The organism is Pantoea sp. CFCC18179 (assembly GCF_059412405.1).
Map to the genome: position 1 here is coordinate 63,260 of NZ_JBNBPM010000005.1, position 21,916 is coordinate 85,175.

Genomic DNA, 21,916 nt, shown 5'->3' on the forward strand with positions numbered 1-21,916 from the left:
GAAATAATGGCGACACACGACAATAGCTTCCACAGCGAGACGTTTAATCAGCGTCTGTTGCAGGAGTTTTATGACAGCTACGACGAAGAGCTGGAGATGGAGCTGGACGATCTGCGTTTCAACGATAACGGCGAGCCAACCGCCGATGGTGATAAAGCGTTTCGTCGCCACTACTTCCGCGAGCTGCTGCATCTGCAAGGCGAGCTGGTGAAGTTGCAGGATTGGGTGATGCGCACCGGACATCGTGTGGTGATTCTGTTCGAAGGCCGCGATGCAGCCGGTAAAGGCGGCGTGATCAAACGTATCACCCAGCGCCTGAACCCGCGCACTTGTCGCGTAGCAGCGCTGCCTGCACCCAACGATCGCGAGAAAACTCAATGGTACTTCCAGCGCTATATTGCCCATCTGCCAGCAGCCGGTGAAATCGTGATGTTTGACCGCAGCTGGTACAACCGCGCGGGCGTTGAACGCGTGATGGGTTTCTGTAGCGAAGATGAAGTGGAAGAGTTTTACCGCAGCGTGCCGGAATTCGAAAAAATGCTGACGCGCAGCGGCATTCAGATCATCAAATATTGGTTCTCGATCACCGATGAAGAGCAGGAATTGCGCTTCCTCAGTCGTATTCACGATCCGCTTAAGCAGTGGAAACTCAGCCCAATGGACCTCGAAAGCCGTCGCCGCTGGGAAGATTACACTGAAGCCAAAGAAGAGATGCTGGAGCGCACCAACATTCCAGAAGCGCGTTGGTGGGTGGTGCAAGGCGTGGATAAGAAGCGTGCGCGTTTGAACTGCATTAGCCATTTGCTGCAACAGATGCCGTACGAAGAGAGCGAATCGAAAACCATTATGCTGCCACCGCGCGAGCGTTCAGAAGACTATCGCCGCTCGCCGGTGCCAGAGCACATGCTGGTGCCCGATAAGTATTAATCGCTGACAGTTTGCACGGCTGCCTCGCGGCCGTGCTGCTGTTGCAAGCGCAGCGTAATGGCAAACGCGCCCAGCACCATCAACGCCGCCGCGAAATACACCGACTGCATGCCCCAATGTCCAATCAGCAAACCCGCCACCGGCCCGGTTAATCCCAAGCCCAAATCGAGAAATGCCGAATAGGTGCCCAGCGCCGATCCCTGATCTTTTTGCTGCACGCGTTTCACCGCTTCCACGCCCAACGCCGGGAACACCAGCGAGAAGCCGCCGCCGGTGAGGAACGCGCCAATATCCACCAGCCAAATGCTGTCGGCCTGCCAAATCAGCAGCAAACCGGCGCACTCCAGCACGAACGACACCAACGCCACTTTCAAGCCGCCAAAACGGGTGATGTAGCGACCAAAACCGAGGCGCACGATGACAAATCCGAGGCTGAATAATGTCAGCGCAAAGGCAGCACCGCTCCAGTCGCGGCTGGCGAAATACAAAGTGATGAAGGTGGAGATCACGCCGAAGCCGATGGTGCCAAAGCCCAAGGCTAAACCGAATAGCCATACGCGGCTGACCACGCGATGAAACGGAATGCGCACGCCTGCGGTGACGCTGACTGCGGCTTTGCGGCTTGCCATCCAGAAGCCAACAATGCCCATGATCGCCACTAAACCAGCAAAGCCGCTGATGCCAAACCATTGATTGAGCAGTACACCAAGCGGCGCACCAATCGCCATGGCGAAATAGGTCGCCACGCCGTTCCATGAAATTACGCGGGCGGTTTGTAGCGGGCCAACAATGTTCATGCCCCACAAAGTTGAGCCAGTGCTACTAAAGCTTTCACCGACGCCGAGGAACAAGCGCCCCGCCGCTAACAGCGCCAAACTCAACATCGGCACGCCGCTGCACAGGGCGGCGATAATCGACAGCACGCCGCTCATGCCGCAGAACACCAATCCCATCATCACCACACGTTTCGGGCCATAACGATCCGCCAGACGACCAGAATGCGGGCGACTTAATAGCGTGGCGAAGTATTGCAGGCTGATGATCAATCCGGCGATGAATGAGCTGAAACCCAGTTGGTTATGCACAAATCCCGGCAGCACCGCCAGCGGTAAACCGACCGACAGGTAGCAAAAGAAGGTGAAAACGATGACGGAGAGAATACGTTTATTTAACTGAGCGTTACTCAGTACAGCGGCGTCAGACATGGAAAGTGGCGTCGGGAATGGTGATGAAATTGAACCACAACTATAACCTTAGCCTGCTAATAGATCGCGACTTTTTTAGTTATAAAGTTTTTACAGAATGGAGGTAATGAAGAGCGCACATTCCGTAGCGGCGCGATTTAGCTGATTGCTTGAGCATGCCGCTCAATCGCGGTGGCGATGTCGGTGGAGACTTTGAGGGTGCGAACTTCACTGAACAGGCCGTCGGCTTCGTTATACGCTTTGCGCAGATAACCGAGCCACTGCTTGATACGCGCGACATGATACATGCCGGTATCGCCCTGCTTTTCTAGTTGCGTGTACTTGAGCAGCAACGCCACTACGTCGGGCCACGCCATCGGCGCTTCGTTGTATTTCACCACGCGCGCCAGATTCGGCACGTTGAGCGCGCCGCGCCCAATCATCACCGCATCGCAACCGGTGATGCGCATACAATCCTGCGCGTCTTGCCAGTTCCAGATTTCACCGTTGGCGATCACCGGGATAGTGAGACGCTGGCGGATTTCGCCAATAGCCTGCCAGTTGATGCTCTCGGCGCGATAACCGTCTTCTTTGGTGCGACCGTGTACCACCAATTCGCTGGCACCGGCTTGCTGCACCGCATCGGCGATTTCAAAGCGTCGATCGCCGGAATCCCAGCCTAAACGCACTTTGACCGTGACCGGCAGATGATCCGGCACTGCTTCACGCATTGCTTTTGCGCCGCGATAAATCAGCTCCGGATCTTTCAGCAATGTTGCGCCGCCGCCGCTGCCGTTAACCAGCTTCGACGGACAACCGCAGTTGAGATCAACACCCCACGAACCGAGTTCCACCGCGCGTGCGGCGTTTTCGGCCAGCCATTCAGGATATTGCCCCAATAGCTGCATGCGCACCCGCGTGCCAGATGGCGTGCGGCTGTGGTTATGCAGCTCAGGACACAAACGATAAAAGGATTTTACCGGCAGCAGTTGATCGACCACGCGCAGGAACTCGGTCACGCATAAGTCATAATCATTCACTCCGGAGAGCAACTCACGCACCAGCGAATCGAGCACGCCTTCCATCGGCGCCAGTAAAACCCTCATGACGTTAGGCGTTCCCACTTCTCTTCGGTGCTGGACGACGACGACCGCTGTTCGCTGCCGGAGCCGCCTGACCTGCACCTTGCGCTGGGCGACGTGCGGAACGCGCTTCACCTTGCGGACGTGGTGCATTGCCGCTGTGCGGACGAGAAACGTTGCCGCCCTGACCGCGACCCTGTCCACCTTGACCACGTCCGCCTTGACCGCGACCGCCGCCTTGCTGCTGACGACCATTCTGGATCGGCTCAGCTTTGATGCTTGGATCAACGTCAAAGCCCGGCACTTCGATGCGCGGGATTTCACGCTTCAGCAGACGTTCGATATCGCGCAGCAGTTTGTGTTCATCAACACACACCAGCGACAGCGCCGCACCAGTTGCCGCCGCACGGCCGGTACGACCAATACGGTGCACGTAATCTTCGGCGACGTTCGGCAGCTCGTAGTTCACCACGTGCGGCAGTTCTTCGATATCGAGACCACGCGCCGCGATGTCGGTCGCCACCAGCACGCGAATGCCGCCGGATTTGAAGTCAGCCAATGCACGCGTACGCGCGCCCTGGCTCTTGTTGCCGTGGATCGCCGCAGCGGTGATGCCGTCTTTGTTCAGCTGTTCTGCCAAGTGGTTGGCGCCGTGTTTGGTACGGGTGAACACCAGCACTTGTTGCCAGTTATCACGACCAATCATCAACGACAGCAGTTCCCGCTTACGCTTCTTATCCACGAAATGCACTTGCTGAGAAACTTGCTCAGAGGCGGTGTTGCGACGCGCCACTTCAACCTGTTCTGGGTTGGTCAGCAGTTTTTCCGCCAGCGTTTTGATCTCGTCAGAGAAGGTCGCGGAGAACAGCAGGTTTTGACGCTTAGCAGGCAGACGCGCCAGTACGCGACGGATGTCGTGGATGAAGCCCATGTCGAGCATGCGGTCAGCTTCGTCCAGCACCAGGATTTCAACTTGCGACAGGTCAACCGCGTTCTGGTGCGCCAGATCGAGCAGACGGCCCGGTGTCGCCACCAGCACGTCAACGCCGCCGCGCAGTTTCATCATCTGCGGGTTGATACTTACGCCGCCGAAGACCACCAGCGAACGGATATCGAGATATTGGCTGTATTCACGCACGTTCTCGCCCACCTGAGCCGCCAGTTCGCGGGTCGGCGTGAGGATCAGTGCACGTACCGGACGGCGGCCACGCGCCGTAGACGGTTTCGCGGTAAGACGCTGTAACAGCGGCAGCGTAAAGCCGGCGGTTTTACCGGTACCGGTTTGGGCGCTGGCTAACAGGTCACGACCCGCCAACACCACAGGAATCGCCTGACGCTGAATTGGCGTCGGCTCTTGGTAGCCTTGTTCTGCTACCGCACGCAAAATATCGGCACTTAAGCCGAGAGAGTCAAATGACATGCAGGTGTATTACTCCGAACCGTCCTGATCGCCGTGGGCGATGTAGTTTTCAGGAGGGATATGACGCAAGCCGTGGGGCGTACGTGTGAAAAGGGCACAAACTACCATGCGTAAGGGCGCGAGTTTAGCAGCTTTCCCGCGTGACCGCGACCAACAAAATTTCCCAACGTGGGTTTGGCGGTCACCATAAATGGCGACCCTACGGTGCAGGATGATGTAGGGTCGCCATTTATGGTGACCAGAATGACCGCAGGCATAAAAAAAGAGCCGCAAGCGGCTCCTTCTCTGATGGGTTCCGCGGAACACCAATCAATCAACTGCGCTTCTTCTCGATGCGCTGCACCGGTTCTTTCGCCAGCAGCGAAACCAGCGCCGGGCCCACTAACATCACCACGCCGAGCAAACCAAGCAGCAGGTTGTTGTGGATCACGCGGGAGATCAGGAACAGCGTTAACATCGCTGCGCCAAAGTAGTACGTGGTGGTCACCTCTTCGAGGGAATCACCCCATCTACGTAAACGGGCACTACGCTGCATGACCAGCATGGCAATAAATACCACCGCATAAGCCGCCACCAGGGTACTGCTCACTTCAACCAGCGCCCTATGTTTCCAGCCCCAAACCAGCGCCGCAATCACCAGCAGGTGCATCGCGATATGCAAACAGGTTTGTCCGGTAACAATCTGAACACGATTAGACCATTTCATTCTCTATCTCCTGGCAGACCCAACAGGTCGCCCAAGTGTATCTGGCTGGAGGCCAGACGAACTTCCTCAATGTAAAGCAAATTTCGGATTACGCCCTAATTTTCCGCTCGCAACACCTTACGTTTGTGACAAAGACTACACTTTGTGCTGTTGAAGATGAAAAGGAGCGCGTCGAAGTATGCCACAAAATACGCAAGGATTTTCATTTAAAGTCCTGACGATCAATACCCACAAGGGTTTTACCAGCTTCAATCGCCGCTTTATCCTGCCGGAATTGCGCGATGCAGTTCGCGCAACCTCCGCAGATATTGTCTTTCTGCAAGAGGTGATGGGCACGCATGCCATCCATTCGCTGCACATTGAGAACTGGCCGGAAACCTCGCATTACGAGTTTCTGGCCGACACCATGTGGCACGATTTTGCCTATGGCCGTAACGCCGTTTATCCTGAGGGACATCACGGGAACGCGATATTGTCACGTTTTCCGATTGTTGAATATGAAAACCGCGATATTTCTGTCGCCGGAAGTGAAAAGCGCGGCATCTTGCACTGCCAAATCCGCCTGCCGGATCGCGCCGATCCGCTGCACGTATTCTGTGTACATTTGGGGCTGAAGGAGAAGCATCGTCAGGCGCAGATGAAGATGATGTGCGACATCATTGATACCTTGCCACCGCATGCGCCTTTGGTGGTAGCCGGTGATTTTAATGACTGGCAAGTCAGCGCCAATCGTTTCCTCAAGCGCGCGGTGGGATTGGAGGAAGTGTTCAGCATTAAAACGGGCCGCCCTGCCCGCACCTTCCCGGCGCGCTTTCCGCTGCTCAGGCTCGATCGCATTTACATCCGCAACGCGAAAGTGAGTCAACCTTGGGCGTTGCCGGTTAAACCCTGGTCGCACCTGTCCGATCATGCGCCGTTGGCGGTGGAGATTTTCCTATGAATTTCAATTGGCGCGACGGTAATCAGATCCGTCTACTCGAAAACGGTGACCAGTTTTTCCCGCGCGTTATGGGCGCGATTCAACGCGCCGAACGCACGCTGTTGCTGGAAACCTTCATCCTGTTTGAGGATGAAGTCGGTAACGAATTGCATGATGCATTGCTGGCCGCCGCCCAGCGTGGCGTGAAGGTCGAAATGATGGTGGACGGCTACGGTTCGCATGAACTGTCGGACACCTTCGTCGCGAGTTTGACCGCCGCTGGCGTGCGCTTTATTTACTACGATCCGCGCCCGCTGGTGCTTGGCATGCGCACCAATGTGTTCCGCCGTTTGCACCGCAAAATTGTGGTGGCCGATGAAGTGATCGCCTTTGTCGGCGGCATCAACTTCTCCGCCGAACATAACGTGGATTTTGGTGCGCAGGCTAAACAGGATTATGCGGTAGAAGTGAAAGGCCCGATCGTGCAGGACATCGCGCGCTACGTGCAGCAACAGATCGGCAGTGAACAACCTACGCGTCGCTGGTGGGGCGCACGATCCCATCGTCCGGCGGTCAACGCCATGCCCGGCGAAGCGCAGGTGCTATTCGTCTATCGCGACAACGATGAACATCGCGATGATATTGAACAGCATTATCTCGACATGTTGCGTAAAGCTAAAAAGGATGTGGTGATCGCCAATGCCTATTTCTTCCCCGGCTATCGTCTGCTGCGAGAGATGCGCAGTGCGGCGCAACGCGGCGTGCGTGTGCGGCTGATCGTGCAAGGGGAACCAGATATGCCGATTGTTAAAGTCGGTGCTGAGCTGCTCTATAACTATTTGGTCGATGGCGGCGTGGAAGTGTATGAATACTGCCGCCGCCCGCTGCACGGCAAAATCGCGGTGCAGGATCAGCAATGGTCAACCGTCGGCTCCAGTAACCTCGATCCGCTGAGCTTATCGCTCAATTTGGAAGCCAATTTAATGGTGCACGATCGCGCCTTCAACCAAACGCTGCGCGATAATCTCGAACTGCTGATTCAGCAGGATTGCGTGCGGGTCGAAGAGGATAAACTGCCGCCACGCAACTGGTGGCAGCTGACCAAGGGTGTGATTGTGTTCCACTTTTTACGCCACTTCCCCGCCATCGCTGGCTGGTTGCCTGCCCATACACCGCGCCTGTCGCAAGTTGCTCCGCCGGTACAACCCGAGATGGAAACCCAGGATCGGGTCGAAGTCGATAATCCAGGAGCAAAACCCTAATGTCGAAAAAAAATCAGCGCTGGCAACTGACGAAGAAAATTCTCACCTGGCTGTTTTTCATCGCGGTGATCGTGCTGTTGGTGGTCTACGCGCGCAAGGTGAATTGGGATGACGTTTACACCGTCATCATCGGCTATAACCGCTATGTGGTGCTGATCGCCGCCGCGTTGGTGGTGGTGAGTTATCTCACTTACGGCCTCTACGATCTGATCGGACGCGCTTATTGCGGCCATAAACTAGCAAAACGTCAGGTGATGCTGGTGTCATTTATCTGTTACGCCTTCAACCTGACGCTGAGTACCTGGGTTGGCGGCGTGGCGATGCGCTACCGCTTGTATTCACGGCTGGGTTTGCCGGGCAATACCATTACGCGCATTTTCTCGCTCAGCATCGCCACCAACTGGCTGGGCTACATTTTGCTGGCCGGCGTGGTGTTTGCCGCTGGCATGGTGCCAATTCCTGCTGGCTGGTTTATCGGCGAAACCACTCTGCGGATTATTGGCGCGGCGCTGCTGGTGACGGTGGCGATTTATCTGTGGGCCTGCGCCTTTGCGAAAAAGCGTCGCTGGACGGTAAAAGGCCAGCATTTGCAGTTGCCCTCGCTGCGTATGGCGCTATTCCAATTCGCGGTTTCCTGTGCTAACTGGATGGTGATGGGCGCGATTATTTGGCTGCTGCTGGCACGTCAGGTGGATTATCCGATTGTGTTAGGCGTGCTGCTGATCAGCAGCATTGCGGGAGTGATTATTCATATTCCGGCGGGTATTGGCGTGCTGGAGGCGGTTTTCCTGGCGTTGTTGAGCGGGCAACATGCTTCGCACGGGACGATTATTGCGGCGCTGCTAGCTTATCGCGTGCTCTATTTTATCTTGCCGCTGTTGGTGGCGCTGGTGCTGTATTTGTGGCTGGAGAGTCGCGCCAAGCATTTGCGGCAGAAGAATGAGCAGAAGATGGAGAAATCGGTTTCGCGCTAACCATCATCGTAGGGTCGGCATTTATGCCGACCTGGTCACCATAAATGGCGACCCTACGAAGACGTACGTGGTTTAGCGGCGGTTGCCGAAGATGCGCAGCAACATCAGGAACAGGTTGATGAAATCGAGATACAACGTCAGCGCGCCCATAATCGAGGTGCGACGCAGGTTCTCTTTGTCATTCACATTGATGTTCTCGCCAATCGCTTTTAGCTTCTGCGTGTCATAGGCGGTCAAGCCTACAAACACCACCACACCGATATAGGTAATCGCCCACATCAACGCTGGGCTTTTCAGCCAGAAGTTCACCAGCGACGCCAGCAGAATCCCAATCAAAGCCATAAACAGCAGGCTGCCGAAACGGCTCAAATCGCGTTTGGTGGTGTAGCCGTAGAAACTCATCGCCCCGAACATCCCCGCCGTTACGAAGAAGGTACTGGCGATGGAAGAGTAGGTGTAAACGAGGAAAATACTCGCCATCGTCAAACCGGTCAGCGCCGAATAGAGCATAAACAGCCCAGTCGCCACCGCGCCACTCATACGATGCACCATGCCAGACAGCACAAACACCAGCGCCAACTGCGCGATGATCAGGCCGAAGAAGGTGATGCGGTTGGCGAACACCAGCTCCATAACAGCCGGGGTGCGCGCGGCAAACCACGACACAAATGCGGTGAGCAGCAAGCCACAGGTCATCCAACCATAGACCTGCGCCATATAGGTTTGCAGCGAGGTGGAAGCCTGCTGCACGATTGAATCATTACGTGGATATCGGTCCATGAAGCGCCTCATTCTTAAACGTTAGAAAACCCTGTAAGTGTGGAGTGTACACCCGTTTGCGTCAACGGCGCGTCAAGCACTGTTGATAGCGACCATTCACGCGCTGGGCGAACCACGCGGTGGTGAGATTACGGGTAATTTTCGGACTTTCGAGTTTGATGCCCGGCAGCATTTCACGCGGCAGCCGTTTTCCCGCCATTTTATCGGCAAGGATAAAGGTCTGTTTCCACAGCGTGCTGTTGGCAAACGCTTCTGTGTCGCCCTTATCCAGATCGCGGCGGATTTCGCGATTGCTCATATCCAGTTGCTTACTCAGGCTGCGCACCGCTAATTCCGTTGAACCGGCTTGCTCGCTGCCATACATAATCAAATCGCCATCCAACTCCAGTTTGATGCCGCTGGCGCGCGCCACCGCCGCCTGGAATGCAGCGTTGCGGCTGGCGTACCATCCGGCGTTGAAGTCGGCAAAGCGATACAGCGGTTGGCTGTAATCGGCGGGATAGCCGAGCAGATGCAGCGTGCCAAAGTAGATGCCGCCGCGTCGGGTAAACACTTCACGGCGAATCGAGCCATCGATGGCGTACGGATAGCCTTTGGCATGCGCTTCGGCAAATTCAATGCTGACCTGCATCGGCCCGCCGGTGTGAATCGGGTTGAGATTACCAAACAGCTTCTGCCCCATCGGCACCATATCAATAAAGTCATCGAAGATGGCGCTCAACTCTTTTTCGCTGCGCACTTTATCGAGGCGCGCCGCATAACTTTCACCGGTTGGCGATTTGATCAGCAGCGCGGTGCGTACCAGGAAAGCGGGAACATGCACTTTGGCGGCGCGGCGATCAATTTCGCCCCAGGCGATTTTTGGCAAGCCCGGCACAGGCGCATCGGCGTTGAAGTTGGATTCCTGATCGGTAACGGCAATCACCGCGCAAATGTTGCTGGCGCTGGGTTCGATTTGCTGCACGCGGAATGCGGTGTAGATGTCGTCGGCCCAGGCGGATTTTTGTTTCACATCGCTCGGTAACAACTGTTGGATTTGGCTTTTCACATCGGCCGGCTGGCGCGCCGGAGCCTGCGGCTCTTTTTTGCTACTACAACCGGCCAGCACCAGCGCGGCGAGTAACGCTGCGCCTGTGATTATCTTAGTGTTTTTCATCCTGCTCCCTGACGCCAACAAAAACCGTACCTTAACGTTTTCAGTGGTCTGCCGCTATCGGAGCCGGAGGATTTTGCGCGCTAACTCCAGCGCTCAGCGGCTTGATGGTCGCTGTCGCGCGCGTCCACCCAACGATCGCCCTGCGCAGTCGCTTCGCGCTTCCAGAACGGTGCGCGGGTTTTCAGGTAATCCATGATGAATTCAGTCGCGGCAAACGCACTGCCACGATGGGCGCTGCTGACGCCGACAAACACGATTTCTTCACCGGGAAACAGTTCGCCGACGCGATGGATCACCGTGACTTGCTGCAATGCCCAGCGTTGGCGCGCTTCCACCACGATATCGGCCAATGCTTTTTCGGTCATGCCGGGATAATGCTCCAGCGTTAGCGCCGCTACGCTGTCGCCAAGATTGTGATTGCGCACTTTGCCGGTAAACGTTACCACTGCGCCGTCGCTGTCGTGCGCCGCGAGTTGCGCATATTCCGCGCCCACATCGAACGGTTCTACGCCTACGCGAATTCGGGTTTCCATGCTTAACCTCCGGTAACCGGCGGGAAGAAAGCGACTTCATCTCCAGCCTGTAGCGGATGATTCATTGGCACCAGCGTTTGGTTGACGGCGGCCAGCAATTTGCCGGATTCCAGCGCCAGCGCCCAGCGTTCGCCCTTTTCTGACAGCGCCGAACGCAGCGTGGCAACATCGGCATATTCCGGCGCGAGTTCGAGCGCAGCGGTGCCGGTGAGTTCACGCACCTGAGCAAAAAACAGCACCTTAATCATTGCTCACCGCCTTGAAATCACCGGATTTGCCGCCGCTTTTGCTCAGCAAACGCAGCTGATCGATGACGATATCTTTCTGCACCGCTTTGCACATGTCATAGATGGTCAGCGCGGCGACCGAGGCCGCGGTTAACGCTTCCATCTCGACGCCGGTTTTGCCGGTTAAGCGGCACAGCGACGTGACGCGCACGCGGTTGTGCTCAGGCTCAGCCAGCAATGTCACTTCCACTTTACTCAGCATCAGCGGATGGCACAGCGGAATCAGTTCCCAGGTGCGTTTCGCCGCCTGGATGCCAGCAATACGCGCGGTAGCGAACACGTCACCTTTGTGGTGACTGCCGTCGATGATCATTTGCAGTGTTTCGGCGCTCATCAGCACCAGCGCTTCAGCCTGGGCTTCGCGCACCGTTTCGGTTTTGCCGGAGACATCCACCATGTGGGCTTCGCCAGCGGCATTGATATGCGTTAAGGATGACATGCTTACAACTTCTTCAAATGTGAGACGAAATTACACGGACGCGTACGCGCATCCAGTTGATCCTCAATGATGCGTTCCCACGCGCTGCGGCAGGCGTTGGTCGAACCCGGCACGGCAAAAATCAGCGTGTGATTGGCCAAACCGGCTACCGCACGTGATTGCAGCGTTGAACTACCAATCTCTTCATAGGAGATCATACGGAACAGCTCGCCAAAGCCTTCGATTTCGCGATCCAGCAGCGGCAGCAACGCTTCAGGCGTGCTGTTTTTACTGTTAAAACCGGTGCCGCCATTAACGATCACTACCTGCACATCGTCGCTGGCAATCCAGCTTGAGACCGTGGCGCGAATGCGATAACGGTTATCAGGCACCAGCGCGCGATCCACCACCTGATGTCCCGCTTCAGTCAGCGCTTCACGCAGATAATCGCCCGATGTGTCATTGCTGGCATCGCGGCTGTCCGAGACGGTCATCACCGCCACATTTAAGGCGACAAACTCGCCGGAAGGTTTACCCATGGCCGAAACTCCTGTGTTAGCCACCAATAAAGGAGAGATTTTGTGTGATGCCGGTATTGCCCTGATGCAGAAAATGCGTCTGCTTTTTCTGTCCCAGGCTGTGGGCGATACGTTCCTGCAACTCGGCTTGCTGACCGTCTGACGCCAGCAAATCGCGCAGCGGTACGCCACCGTCACCGAACAAGCACAGATGCAAATTGCCCAGCGCCGAAACGCGCAGGCGGTTGCAGCTGGCGCAAAAATCTTTTTCGTAAGGCATGATCAGGCCGACTTCGCCCTGATAATCCGGATGACGAAACACTTGCGCAGGGCCATCGCTACGGCCGCGCGGCTGGCGCTGCCAACCTTGCATTATCAGTTGATCGCGGATCACTTCACCGGAAATGTGATGACGGCGGAACAGATCGCTGCCGTCGCCGGTTTCCATCAGCTCGATAAAGCGTAGTTGAATCGGCCGCGCGCGCAGCCAATCGAGGAAGGTGTTAAGGCTATGGCTGTTAACATCGCGCATCAGCACGCTGTTGACTTTAACCTTATCGAAACCGGCATCAAAGGCGGCATCAATGCCCGCCATCACGTCGGCAAATTTGTCCTGGCCGGTAATGGCGTGGAATTGGCGGGCATCCAGACTATCGACACTGACGTTGATGTGCGTGAGCCCGGCGTCACGCCAGGCGCGCACGTCGCGCGCCATGCGATAACCGTTGGTGGTCATAGCGATTTGGCGAATGGCACCATTTTCCCGCACCGCGGCGATGATGTCGGTAAAATCGCGCCGCATCGACGGTTCACCGCCGGTCAGGCGCACTTTTTCGGTGCCGGCTGCCGCAAAGGCACGCGTCACACGCCGAATCTCGTCCAGCGAGAGAAAACTTTTATTGTGCGTACCGTTCGGCTGGTAGCCGTTGGGCAAGCAATAGGTACAACGGAAGTTACACACATCCGTCACCGACAGGCGCAGATAGTAAAAGCTGCGCGCGTAGGCATCTGTAAATTGTGGCACCTGAACACCTTTCCAAAGTCGGGAGATGCAGTCATTTCTTTCTGCACCCTGGCAGCTCAAGGCTGCGGCCGGAATTCCATATCTTTGTGACTTAGGAACACAGGCTTGGGAGTTTGTTGTCATTATCGACAACACGGTTAACGCGAATGGTAGCGCGATTATCATTCGGCATCCATCAGTGAATTTCGCTATATATATTGATACATAACGTGTTTTTCACCGCATTTTCGCGACAGAATACGTTAAAATACGCCGCAAATATTGATGCATATCAGTTCAACTACGCCTCAATGCGTGGACGTCAGAGACAAAGGAGCAACATGAATCGTACCCTGGCAGATTTAGATCGCGTGGTGGCATTGGGCGGCGGACACGGTTTGGGCCGCGTGATGTCAGCGCTGGCACCGTTAGGTTCGCGATTAACTGGCATCGTCACCACCACCGATAACGGCGGTTCGACCGGACGTATTCGCCGTTCGGAAGGCGGCATTGCCTGGGGCGATATGCGCAACTGCATCAATCAGCTGATTACCGAACCCAGTGTCGCCACCGCGATGTTTGAATATCGCTTTAGCGGCAACGGCGAATTAGCCGGGCACAATTTAGGTAATTTGATGCTGAAAGCGTTGGATCACCTGAGCGTGCGTCCGCTGGAAGCCATCAACATCATTCGCAATTTACTCAAAGTTGATGCCTTCTTGATTCCGATGTCGGAACAGCCAGTGGATTTGGTGGCGCAGGATGACGAAGGCAATATGGTGTACGGCGAAACCGCGATTGATGAAATGAAGCAGCCGCCGCAAGAATTGATGCTGCATCCTAACGTCCAACCCACGCGAGAAGCGCTTGATGCGATTGCCGAAGCGGATTTAATTCTGATCGGTCCCGGCAGTTTTTACACCAGCCTGATGCCGATTCTGCTGATGGAAGAGATGGCGCGTGCGCTGCGTCGCACGCCCGCGACGATGGTATTTATTGGCAATCTGGGTAAAGAGTTAAGCCCGGCCGCCGCCGGATTAACCGTGGCGGATAAATTGGCGATGATGGAAAAAGCCATTGGTAAGCGGGTGATTGATGCGATTGTGGTCAGCCCCGCATCCGATATCAGCGGGGTTGAAGAACGTGTGGTGATCCGCGAACCGCTGGAAGCCGCCGATATCAAATATCGTCACGACCGCCAGCTGTTGCGCATCGCGCTGGAGCACGCGATTCAGGCATTTTAATTTTCCGCCGCGCATCCATGCGCTGCGTTTCGTAGGGTCGCCATTTATGGTGACCTGGACGCGCATCACGACGCCGCAATAAACAGCTCGCGCAATTGATGCAACTGATCGCGTACGCTGGCGGCTTCTTCGAACTCCAGATTCTGCGCGTGTTGCTGCATCTGCCCTTCCAGCTCGTGAATCTTCTTCTGCATCGCCTGCGGCGTAAGCGCCAGATAATTCGCTTCGGCTTCCGCTGCGGTTCGTGACGCGGTTTTGCCTTTGCCGCGTGTTTTCACCACGTTACGGCCCAGCTCCAGAATATCGGTGATTTTCTTATTGAGTCCTTGCGGCACGATGCCGTTATCTTCGTTGTATTTCTGCTGCTTCTCGCGACGGCGTTCGGTTTCGCCCATCGCGCGTTCCATCGACGGCGTAATTTTATCGGCATACAGAATTGCCCGACCGTTGATGTTACGCGCCGCACGGCCAATGGTCTGAATCAGCGAGCGTTCGGAGCGCAGGAAACCTTCTTTATCGGCATCCAGAATCGCCACCAGCGACACTTCCGGCATATCCAAACCTTCACGCAGCAAGTTGATGCCGACCAGCACATCGAACTCGCCGAGACGCAGATCGCGAATGATCTCCATGCGCTCGACAGTATCAATGTCCGAGTGCAGATAACGCACCTTCTCGCCGTGTTCGACCAGATATTCGGTGAGATCTTCCGCCATACGCTTGGTCAGCACCGTCACCAGCACACGCTCATTGATCTCAACGCGTTTGCGGATTTCGGAGAGCAAGTCATCCACCTGCGTTGCCACAGGGCGCACTTCCAGCACTGGATCAAGCAAACCAGTTGGACGCACCAACTGATCAATCACTTCGTCACCGGATTTCTCCAGCTCGTAATTGCCTGGCGTAGCTGAGACATAAATGGTTTGCGGTGCCGCGGCTTCAAACTCTTCGAAGCGCATTGGACGGTTATCCAGCGCCGACGGCAAACGGAAGCCATATTCCACCAGCGTCTCTTTGCGCGCGCGGTCGCCACGATACATGCCGCCAATCTGCGGGATAGTCACGTGCGATTCGTCAACCACCAGCAAACCGTCGGCGGGCAAGTAGTCGAACAAGGTTGGCGGCGGTTCGCCCGGCCCGCGTCCAGAAAGGTAGCGCGAATAGTTTTCGATGCCGGAGCAGTAGCCCAACTCGTTCATCATTTCGAGATCGAACTGGGTACGCTGCGAGATGCGCTGCTCTTCCAACAGTTTGTTGTTCTCCAGCAGTACCTTGCGGCGGATCACCAGCTCATCTTTGATCTCTTCCATCGCCTGCAAAATACGTTCGCGCGGCGTGACGTAGTGCGTTTTCGGATAGACCGTAAAGCGTGGGATCACCGAGTCGACTTGCCCGGTGAGCGGATCAAACAGCGACAGCCGCTCAACTTCTTCATCAAACAGCTCGATACGCAGCGCAATCTCATCGGATTCCGCCGGGAACACGTCGATCACTTCACCGCGTACGCGGAAGGTACCGCGCTGGAATGCCTGATCGTTGCGGGTGTATTGCAGCTCGGCAAGGCGTCGCAGAATGCTGCGCTGATCGATAATCATGCCGCGCGTCAAATGCAGCATCATTTTCAAATAGAGATCGGGATCGCCCAAACCATAAATCGCCGAAACCGAGGCCACTACGATGACATCGCGGCGTTCCAACAGCGCTTTGGTCGCCGATAATCGCATCTGCTCGATGTGTTCATTCACCGACGCATCTTTTTCGATAAAGGTATCGGAACTCGGCACATAGGCTTCAGGCTGGTAGTAATCGTAGTACGAGACGAAAAACTCTACGGCGTTATCCGGGAAGAACTCTTTCATCTCTCCGTACAGCTGCGCCGCCAGCGTTTTGTTTGGCGCCAGCACCATGGTGGGGCGATTAAGATCGGCAATCACATTGGCAATGGTGAAGGTTTTACCCGAGCCGGTTACGCCCAACAGCGTTTGATGGGCGAGTCCATCTTCCAACCCCTCTTCCAGGCGACGAATGGCCTCAGGCTGATCGCCTGAAGGCTTGAAAGCGGAGTTGAGTTTAAAGGCTTTGCTCATGTTTTAGCGGTTCCAGCAGATGAAGTCGGCGGGCAGGCTGGTAATTCTACTCTGCTATGGCGAATTTGCCAGAAAAAAATACTGGACATAATCACAGTAAGCTTGCACGATAATGGGACTTCGCCATGGATTTCTTCAGTGCAATTTAAGCGGCACAACGCAAACTGTTGTTGCGCAATGTTATCCCCAAACGGAGGATGCTTTTAACATTTGTCAATAGAGTGTCATTAAATTGCAGTGAGATGACAAGGCAGATAAATCGCATGCTTGTTTTTTACTAACCTGCTGTTTTTATTAGACATGACTCAAAAGTCCAGTTTCTCAGCATAATGTATGAAGGCCGCGATTTTCCTCGCTTGCGCCCGGTTTTCAGTCGTTAATGCACAAGGTTATCCACAGTAATGGTGGATAAGTGAATCCAGCCCAAAGCCCATCGGCTGTGTATAAATTTCCTCAACGAGTTCTTAAGGGCAAAAAAAATTTTTTTCGCATTTATTTTTGCCGTTCAGCGTGTCGCATTAACCCTTCTTTTTGCCTGTTAGCCATGGCTGTTTGCTAAAAAACCCAGCGCTTAAGGCCACTTATTTCCGCAGTTTTTGCCTCGTGAACGATCAAATGCACCAGAAACGTTAAGCAGTCAGCACCGTCAAAGTGCAGATAAGTTATCACTCAGTGGAATTGTTAAGCATTGCTCAACTTTTAACGGCCTATTTGCGCGATTTCCTGGCTTAACCGGGTAATATTCCTAACCTGGCCTGGGAATTGCAGTGATTAACCTATCGAGACCTATGGAAAGACGAGGCCATATAGGCTCGCCCAGGCAGATTCTCTGCCAACGACAGCGGTGTCCATTAATCGTGCACGACTGTATGCCAGACGACACAGAGCGGGAGCATTCAGGCTAATAATCTGGAAGGAGTATGTCAGATGCTGAGTTTACGTTCGGTGAATCAGTTTTACGGTCAAAACCACATCCTGTGGGATGTGGATCTCGATCTGCCGCCGGGCACCTGCACCGGCGTGCTGGGCAGTCCGGGCATGGGCAAAACCACGTTGGTCAACTGCATTATGGGTCGTTTGCCGATCAACAGCGGCTCAATGATCTGGCAGGAAGATGGCGCGCCGCCGGAAGATTTGCTGCTGCAACCGGCGGAGATGCGGGCGCGCACCGGAATCGGCTATGTGCCGCAAGGTCGGCATATTTTCTCGCAAATGAGCGTGGAAGATAATTTGCTGATTGCGCTGATGGCGGCGCAGGATGATCGCAGCCGCGCGATTCCGGAGATGGTGTTTGATCTGTTCCCGGCACTCTATTCGTTGCGTCATCAACGCAGCGGCGAGTTACCAATGGAGCAGCAGCAACATCTGGCCCTGGCGCGTGCGCTGGTGCTGCAACCGAAGCTGGTGATCCTTGATGAACCGACGGAAGGCATGTCGCCTTGGCTGGAAGAGGAGATGGGCAATTTAATTCGCCGCTTGAATCGCGAATACGGATTGACGATTTTGTTGCTGGAGCAACATGTATCGTTTGTGCGCCGCGTTGCCGACTATTTCCTGCTGCTGCATCGTGGCCGCAATGTCGCGCACGGCAAAGTGGCACAGTTGGATGATTTGACGGTGAATAAGTGGTTAACAGCCACATAATTGCACGTACCGTAGCGGCGCAATTTATTGCGCAATAGTTGGATGGGCACGGAGCCGCCATTTATGTGCGCGATAAATCGCGCCGCTACGAATTGTGCGTGCTGCAAGTCTCTGCACTACTGTGGCAACGTCACATAACGGCCGCATTCGGCCTGTTGCGCTTCATCGCTCAGATAGGGAATTTCACCGAGGAACGGTGCGTCGATACGCTGGCGCAAAGAGCCGATATATTCCTGATGGCGTTTGCCTGGCGGTTGAATGTCATTGGCGATCCAGCCAGCCAAGCGCAACCCGCGCGCTTTAACCGCTTCGGCGGTCAACATCGCGTGATTGATGCAGCCTAACTTCACGCCGACCACCAGAATCACCGGCAATTGCTCCGCTTCAACCCAATCGGCGTAAGTTTGCGTCTCAGACAATGGCGTAAACCAACCGCCTGCGCCTTCGACCAATACCCATTCGGCTTGCTGTTCCAGCGCGCGTAATCCCGCCGACAACTGGGCGAACTCAATCGGCCGCTGCTCTTCGGCGCTGATAATGTGTGGTGAGGTAGGCTCAACAAACGCCAGCGGATTCACTTGCTCGTAGCTCAATTTCAAGCTGCTGTAGCGCTGCAAGGCCAGCGCATCGCTGTTGCGAATGCCTGCTGGTGTGATGTCACAACCGGATGCCACCGGTTTGTAGCCTGCGGTGCGCAAACCTGCGGCGCTGGCGGCCTGCAACAGCGCGCCGCTGGCGACAGTTTTGCCTACTTCGGTATCGGTTCCGGTAATAAACCAGCGTGTCATTTACGTAAAACTCCAAACATCAGGTGATAACTCAGCCGGTAACCGGCTTCATCCTGCGGCCAGTGCTGCTCTAACTTTGCGAGCTGGCTGCGGGTTAACACATTGGTGCCGCGCCCATCGTGCAGATGCGTGGCACCAATGCCTTTTAACGAGCGCATCGCGCTCAACGCACTGGGAAAATGCAGCGTGATGATTTGCTGCTCAACACTGATTGGCAGCGCGACGGTAGCGTCATGAAACTGCGCCTGGCTGAGAAAACGGTTAGCGTGGCGACGGCCATCCAATTGCGCCCACGCGTGATGCACTTCATGCAGCGAACCGTCGAGCAAGGTGGAAAACAGCACCGTGCCACCCGGACGTGTTACGCGTAGAAACTGCTGCAACGCGAGGTGTAAATCGCTGCTCCACTGCACCGCCAGATTGCTCCACACGCCATCGACGCTCTCATCCGCCAGCGGCAGATCATCAATATCGCCCAACAGATAATGCTGCGCCGATTGCTGATCACGCGCTGTTTTCAGCATGTTGGGTGACAGATCGAGCGCGGTGAGCGTGCGCCCACGATCGCGCCAATAGCGGCTGTACCAGCCCGTACCGCAACCGGCATCCAGCAGATGCGGGCCAAAACCGGCCGGTGCCAGCGCTAATAATGCGTCACCGCTCAAGCGTTGTAACTCGGCATGCTGTTCGTAATGCTGAGCCGCACGTCCAAAAGCATCGGCCACCGCTTGCTTGTTAACCTGCAGCGTCATACAGCGCCTCCAGCAGACGATCGATATCATCGGTGTGATGTGCGGCAGTCAGCGTGATACGCAATCGCGCCGTGCCCGGCGGCACCGTCGGTGGACGAATCGCGCTCACCCAGCAACCGGCCTGCGCCAACCTCTGCGACAACGCCAGCGCGGCGCTGTTTTCGCCAACAATCAACGGCTGGATCGCGCTATCCGATGCCATTAATTGCCACGGCAAATCGGCGGCGCCAGCGCGGAAACGGGCGATATGACTGTGCAGCTTTTCACGCAGCGCATCACCTTGCTGGATTTGCTGCAACGCCGCCAACAGCGCACAGCATTGTGCTGGCGGCATCGCCGTGGAATAGATCAGATGGCGGGAAAATTGCTCGACGTAATCCGCCGTGGCGTCATCGCACAGCAACGCCGCACCGCTCACGCCAAAGCCTTTGCCGAAGGTCACAATCAGCAGTTCAGGTTTCACTTGCTGCTGCCAGCAGCTACCGCGCCCTTGCGCGCCGGTTACGCCAATACCGTGCGCATCATCCACCAGCAACCAGCCGTTGCCGCGCCGCGTTTCTGCCGCAATCTCCGCCAGCGGCGCACTGTCGCCATCCATGCTGAACACGCCTTCGGTGACCACCAAGGTGCCGCCTTCCGACGGCGTCGCCAGCAGTTTCGCCAGGCTTTCTGGCTGATTGTGGGCAAAGCGGCGCAAGCTGGCCGGGCTGTGGCTGGCGGCATCCAGCAACGATGCATGGGCCAACTTGTCAGCCAAGATGCGATCCTGCTTTTCCGCCAGCAGATGGATCACCGCCTGATTGGCGTCGAATCCGGAGATAAACAGCAGCGCCCGCGAATAGCCGAGCCAATCAGCCAACTGCTCTTCCAGCTGTGCGTGATGGCGACTGTAACCGGTAACGTGACCGGACGCGCCAGCACCGGCACCCGCCTCCGCCGCGCCTTGCTGCCATGCGGCGATCACCGCCGGATGTTGGCTGAGGCCGAGATAATCGTTGCTTGAGAAGTGACGATAGCGCTGCCCTTCCAGGGTGATTTCCCGCACGCTGTTGTGATCGACGCGCCGCCGCTGACGCCAGCCGTCAACTGCACGCCGCTGCGCCAGCGCCTGATCAATACGTTGTGACCAAGCCATTTACACAGCCGCGTTGTAAAACTGTTCGGTATCGGCGTGCAGCAGTTGCTCGCTCAGCTGATATTGCTGCTCGTTGTCGCCTGCGCTGGTGGCGGTATGTTCCGGATTGAGGCCCAGCTTGCGGAACAAGATCAGATCCTTGTCCTCTTCCGGGTTCGGCGTGGTCAGCAGTTTGCAGCCGTAGAAAATCGAGTTAGCGCCAGCCATGAAGCACATCGCCTGCGTTTGTTCGCTCATCTGCTCACGACCGGCCGATAGGCGCACATGCGACGATGGCATCATGATCCGCGCCACCGCGATGGTGCGGATGAAATCGAACGGCTCGACGTCATCGTTATCCGCCAGCGGCGTGCCTTTGACCTTGACCAGCATGTTGATGGGTACGCTTTCCGGCGGCGTCGGCAGATTTGCCAACTGCACCAGCAAACCAGCGCGATCTTTCACCGTTTCGCCCAATCCAACAATGCCGCCGGAGCAAACTTTAATGCCCGCGCCGCGCACTTTATCCAGCGTATCAAGACGTTCCTGATAGCTGCGCGTGGTGATGATGTTGCCGTAAAACTCTGGCGAGGTATCGAGGTTATGATTGTAGAAATCCAGCCCGGCTTCAGCGAGGCGCTGCGCCTGGCTGCCATCCAGCGTGCCCAAGGTCATGCAGGTTTCCATGCCCATCGCTTTCACGCCCTGCACCATCTGCTGCAAATACGGCATGTCGCGCTCGTGCGGATTCTTCCACGCCGCGCCCATGCAGAAACGGCTCGATCCGGCGGCTTTGGCTTTGCGCGCTGATTCCAGCACCGCATCCACTTCCATCAACCGTTCCGATTCCAGACCGGTTTTGTAACGCGCGCTCTGCGGACAGTATTTGCAGTCTTCCGGGCAGGCACCGGTTTTGATCGACAGCAGCGTACTGACTTGTACCTGGCGCGGATCGAAATGTTGACGATGCACTTGCTGCGCTTCGAACATCAGCTCAAGGAAAGGTTTATCAAACAGTGCCTGTGCTTGTGACAGTGTCCAGCGATTTGCCATTGCTTACTCCAGAAAAAGGGGTTCATCCCGACGATTAACGTGGTTATACTTGTAAACTAAATCTT

The 21,916-nt window shown here is 55.8% G+C and carries 22 protein-coding genes and 1 riboswitch; of the genes, 6 read left to right on the forward strand and 16 right to left on the reverse strand.

The window, feature by feature from the left end; translation table 11 throughout:
• Positions 1-6 precede the first annotated feature (6 nt).
• Positions 7-927: a polyphosphate kinase 2 gene (gene ppk2, locus ACPUC7_RS11565; RefSeq protein WP_343551543.1), complete on the forward strand. Its 921-nt coding sequence runs from the start codon at positions 7-9 to the stop codon at positions 925-927.
• Here the strand turns inward: ppk2 and ACPUC7_RS11570 are convergent.
• From ACPUC7_RS11570 to ACPUC7_RS11585, 4 genes are all read right to left on the reverse strand, one after another.
• Positions 924-2,132 (reverse strand): MFS transporter, encoded by a 1,209-nt coding sequence (locus ACPUC7_RS11570; protein WP_494923040.1) that lies wholly within the window; start codon positions 2,130-2,132, stop codon positions 924-926. The genes ppk2 and ACPUC7_RS11570 overlap by 4 nt on opposite strands.
• Before the next feature lie 137 nt (positions 2,133-2,269).
• Complete coding sequence (gene dusC / locus ACPUC7_RS11575) at positions 2,270-3,217, reverse strand: tRNA dihydrouridine(16) synthase DusC (protein ID WP_494923041.1); 948 nt, start codon at positions 3,215-3,217, stop codon at positions 2,270-2,272.
• A gap of 4 nt (positions 3,218-3,221) precedes the next feature.
• The gene (rhlE, locus tag ACPUC7_RS11580) at positions 3,222-4,613 is read right to left on the reverse strand and encodes an ATP-dependent RNA helicase RhlE (protein WP_494923042.1); all 1,392 of its coding nucleotides are present in this window, start codon (positions 4,611-4,613) and stop codon (positions 3,222-3,224) included.
• 313 nt (positions 4,614-4,926) lie between these two features.
• Positions 4,927-5,319, reverse strand: a complete 393-nt coding sequence (locus tag ACPUC7_RS11585; RefSeq protein ID WP_494923043.1) for a YbhQ family protein — start codon at positions 5,317-5,319, stop codon at positions 4,927-4,929.
• A 178-nt stretch (positions 5,320-5,497) separates the two neighbouring features.
• On the opposite strand from ACPUC7_RS11585, the gene ACPUC7_RS11590 reads away from it, so the two are divergent.
• From ACPUC7_RS11590 to ACPUC7_RS11600, 3 genes are read left to right on the forward strand one after another with little or no spacing between them, the layout of a single operon-like run.
• Positions 5,498-6,259 carry an endonuclease/exonuclease/phosphatase family protein gene (locus tag ACPUC7_RS11590; protein ID WP_494923044.1) on the forward strand — a complete coding sequence of 254 codons (762 nt, stop codon included), beginning with the start codon at positions 5,498-5,500 and terminating at the stop codon, positions 6,257-6,259.
• A complete protein-coding gene (gene clsB, locus ACPUC7_RS11595) occupies positions 6,256-7,500 on the forward strand; it encodes a cardiolipin synthase ClsB (RefSeq protein WP_494923045.1) in 1,245 nt (414 codons plus the stop codon). Before ACPUC7_RS11590 ends, clsB begins: the two co-directional genes overlap by 4 nt.
• Positions 7,500-8,474, forward strand: a complete 975-nt coding sequence (locus tag ACPUC7_RS11600; protein WP_343551550.1) for a lysylphosphatidylglycerol synthase domain-containing protein — start codon at positions 7,500-7,502, stop codon at positions 8,472-8,474. The genes clsB and ACPUC7_RS11600 overlap by 1 nt, the downstream gene beginning before the upstream one ends.
• Before the next feature lie 72 nt (positions 8,475-8,546).
• Here the strand turns inward: ACPUC7_RS11600 and ACPUC7_RS11605 are convergent, their stop codons facing one another.
• The 7 genes from ACPUC7_RS11605 to moaA all read right to left on the reverse strand — a co-directional run bounded on the left by ACPUC7_RS11605 (position 8,547) and on the right by moaA (position 13,190).
• Positions 8,547-9,254 carry a Bax inhibitor-1/YccA family protein gene (locus ACPUC7_RS11605; protein WP_343551551.1) on the reverse strand — a complete coding sequence of 236 codons (708 nt, stop codon included), beginning with the start codon at positions 9,252-9,254 and terminating at the stop codon, positions 8,547-8,549.
• A gap of 61 nt (positions 9,255-9,315) precedes the next feature.
• Complete coding sequence (locus ACPUC7_RS11610) at positions 9,316-10,410, reverse strand: DUF1615 domain-containing protein (RefSeq protein ID WP_494923046.1); 1,095 nt, start codon at positions 10,408-10,410, stop codon at positions 9,316-9,318.
• A gap of 80 nt (positions 10,411-10,490) precedes the next feature.
• The gene (moaE, locus tag ACPUC7_RS11615) at positions 10,491-10,943 is read right to left on the reverse strand and encodes a molybdopterin synthase catalytic subunit MoaE (RefSeq protein WP_494923047.1); all 453 of its coding nucleotides are present in this window, start codon (positions 10,941-10,943) and stop codon (positions 10,491-10,493) included.
• 2 nt (positions 10,944-10,945) lie between these two features.
• Positions 10,946-11,191, reverse strand: coding sequence for a molybdopterin synthase sulfur carrier subunit (gene moaD / locus ACPUC7_RS11620; protein ID WP_494923048.1), 246 nt, complete (start codon positions 11,189-11,191; stop codon positions 10,946-10,948).
• Positions 11,184-11,669 carry a cyclic pyranopterin monophosphate synthase MoaC gene (gene moaC, locus ACPUC7_RS11625; RefSeq protein WP_343551555.1) on the reverse strand — a complete coding sequence of 162 codons (486 nt, stop codon included), beginning with the start codon at positions 11,667-11,669 and terminating at the stop codon, positions 11,184-11,186. The genes moaD and moaC overlap by 8 nt, the downstream gene beginning before the upstream one ends.
• Before the next feature lie 2 nt (positions 11,670-11,671).
• On the reverse strand, positions 11,672-12,187 hold the full coding sequence (moaB, locus tag ACPUC7_RS11630) for a molybdenum cofactor biosynthesis protein B (RefSeq protein WP_343551556.1): 516 nt from the start codon (positions 12,185-12,187) through the stop codon (positions 11,672-11,674).
• Between the two features lie 16 nt (positions 12,188-12,203).
• Positions 12,204-13,190, reverse strand: coding sequence for a GTP 3',8-cyclase MoaA (moaA, locus tag ACPUC7_RS11635; RefSeq protein WP_494923049.1), 987 nt, complete (start codon positions 13,188-13,190; stop codon positions 12,204-12,206).
• Positions 13,179-13,314, reverse strand: a riboswitch (molybdenum cofactor riboswitch). It overlaps the preceding gene by 12 nt.
• A 196-nt stretch (positions 13,315-13,510) precedes the next feature.
• Between moaA and ACPUC7_RS11640 the strand changes: the two genes are divergently transcribed.
• Entirely contained in the window at positions 13,511-14,413 is a 903-nt protein-coding gene (locus ACPUC7_RS11640; protein ID WP_494923050.1) for a gluconeogenesis factor YvcK family protein, read from the forward strand.
• Between the two features lie 65 nt (positions 14,414-14,478).
• Here ACPUC7_RS11640 and uvrB read toward each other — a convergent pair whose 3' ends face one another.
• Entirely contained in the window at positions 14,479-16,500 is a 2,022-nt protein-coding gene (gene uvrB / locus ACPUC7_RS11645; protein WP_343551559.1) for an excinuclease ABC subunit UvrB, read from the reverse strand.
• A gap of 927 nt (positions 16,501-17,427) precedes the next feature.
• Between uvrB and ACPUC7_RS11650 the strand changes: the two genes are divergently transcribed.
• Positions 17,428-18,144 (forward strand): ABC transporter ATP-binding protein, encoded by a 717-nt coding sequence (locus ACPUC7_RS11650; protein WP_494923051.1) that lies wholly within the window; start codon positions 17,428-17,430, stop codon positions 18,142-18,144.
• A gap of 116 nt (positions 18,145-18,260) precedes the next feature.
• On the opposite strand, the gene bioD is transcribed toward ACPUC7_RS11650, so the two are convergent.
• The 4 genes from bioD to bioB are packed head-to-tail and all read right to left on the reverse strand — an operon-like array spanning position 18,261 to position 21,851.
• Complete coding sequence (bioD, locus tag ACPUC7_RS11655; RefSeq protein ID WP_494923052.1) at positions 18,261-18,932, reverse strand: dethiobiotin synthase; 672 nt, start codon at positions 18,930-18,932, stop codon at positions 18,261-18,263.
• Positions 18,929-19,684 carry a malonyl-ACP O-methyltransferase BioC gene (bioC, locus tag ACPUC7_RS11660; RefSeq protein WP_494923053.1) on the reverse strand — a complete coding sequence of 252 codons (756 nt, stop codon included), beginning with the start codon at positions 19,682-19,684 and terminating at the stop codon, positions 18,929-18,931. The genes bioD and bioC overlap by 4 nt, the downstream gene beginning before the upstream one ends.
• Positions 19,668-20,819 carry an 8-amino-7-oxononanoate synthase gene (gene bioF, locus ACPUC7_RS11665; RefSeq protein ID WP_494923054.1) on the reverse strand — a complete coding sequence of 384 codons (1,152 nt, stop codon included), beginning with the start codon at positions 20,817-20,819 and terminating at the stop codon, positions 19,668-19,670. Before bioF ends, bioC begins: the two co-directional genes overlap by 17 nt.
• Positions 20,820-21,851 (reverse strand): biotin synthase BioB, encoded by a 1,032-nt coding sequence (bioB, locus tag ACPUC7_RS11670; protein ID WP_494923055.1) that lies wholly within the window; start codon positions 21,849-21,851, stop codon positions 20,820-20,822.
• Between the last annotated feature and the right edge of the window lie 65 nt (positions 21,852-21,916).

Bases quoted from the DNA above. Each gene is read 5' to 3' on its own strand.
- ppk2 (WP_343551543.1), top strand. From the start codon at position 7: ATGGCGACACACGACAATAGCTTCCACAGCGAGACGTTTAATCAGCGT.
- ACPUC7_RS11570 (WP_494923040.1), bottom strand. From the start codon at position 2,132: ATGTCTGACGCCGCTGTACTGAGTAACGCTCAGTTAAATAAACGTATT.
- dusC (WP_494923041.1), bottom strand. From the start codon at position 3,217: ATGAGGGTTTTACTGGCGCCGATGGAAGGCGTGCTCGATTCGCTGGTG.
- rhlE (WP_494923042.1), bottom strand. From the start codon at position 4,613: ATGTCATTTGACTCTCTCGGCTTAAGTGCCGATATTTTGCGTGCGGTA.
- ACPUC7_RS11585 (WP_494923043.1), bottom strand. From the start codon at position 5,319: ATGAAATGGTCTAATCGTGTTCAGATTGTTACCGGACAAACCTGTTTG.
- ACPUC7_RS11590 (WP_494923044.1), top strand. From the start codon at position 5,498: ATGCCACAAAATACGCAAGGATTTTCATTTAAAGTCCTGACGATCAAT.
- clsB (WP_494923045.1), top strand. From the start codon at position 6,256: ATGAATTTCAATTGGCGCGACGGTAATCAGATCCGTCTACTCGAAAAC.
- ACPUC7_RS11600 (WP_343551550.1), top strand. From the start codon at position 7,500: ATGTCGAAAAAAAATCAGCGCTGGCAACTGACGAAGAAAATTCTCACC.
- ACPUC7_RS11605 (WP_343551551.1), bottom strand. From the start codon at position 9,254: ATGGACCGATATCCACGTAATGATTCAATCGTGCAGCAGGCTTCCACC.
- ACPUC7_RS11610 (WP_494923046.1), bottom strand. From the start codon at position 10,410: ATGAAAAACACTAAGATAATCACAGGCGCAGCGTTACTCGCCGCGCTG.
- moaE (WP_494923047.1), bottom strand. From the start codon at position 10,943: ATGGAAACCCGAATTCGCGTAGGCGTAGAACCGTTCGATGTGGGCGCG.
- moaD (WP_494923048.1), bottom strand. From the start codon at position 11,191: ATGATTAAGGTGCTGTTTTTTGCTCAGGTGCGTGAACTCACCGGCACC.
- moaC (WP_343551555.1), bottom strand. From the start codon at position 11,669: ATGTCATCCTTAACGCATATCAATGCCGCTGGCGAAGCCCACATGGTG.
- moaB (WP_343551556.1), bottom strand. From the start codon at position 12,187: ATGGGTAAACCTTCCGGCGAGTTTGTCGCCTTAAATGTGGCGGTGATG.
- ACPUC7_RS11640 (WP_494923050.1), top strand. From the start codon at position 13,511: ATGAATCGTACCCTGGCAGATTTAGATCGCGTGGTGGCATTGGGCGGC.
- uvrB (WP_343551559.1), bottom strand. From the start codon at position 16,500: ATGAGCAAAGCCTTTAAACTCAACTCCGCTTTCAAGCCTTCAGGCGAT.
- ACPUC7_RS11650 (WP_494923051.1), top strand. From the start codon at position 17,428: ATGCTGAGTTTACGTTCGGTGAATCAGTTTTACGGTCAAAACCACATC.
- bioD (WP_494923052.1), bottom strand. From the start codon at position 18,932: ATGACACGCTGGTTTATTACCGGAACCGATACCGAAGTAGGCAAAACT.
- bioC (WP_494923053.1), bottom strand. From the start codon at position 19,684: ATGACGCTGCAGGTTAACAAGCAAGCGGTGGCCGATGCTTTTGGACGT.
- bioF (WP_494923054.1), bottom strand. From the start codon at position 20,819: ATGGCTTGGTCACAACGTATTGATCAGGCGCTGGCGCAGCGGCGTGCA.
- bioB (WP_494923055.1), bottom strand. From the start codon at position 21,851: ATGGCAAATCGCTGGACACTGTCACAAGCACAGGCACTGTTTGATAAA.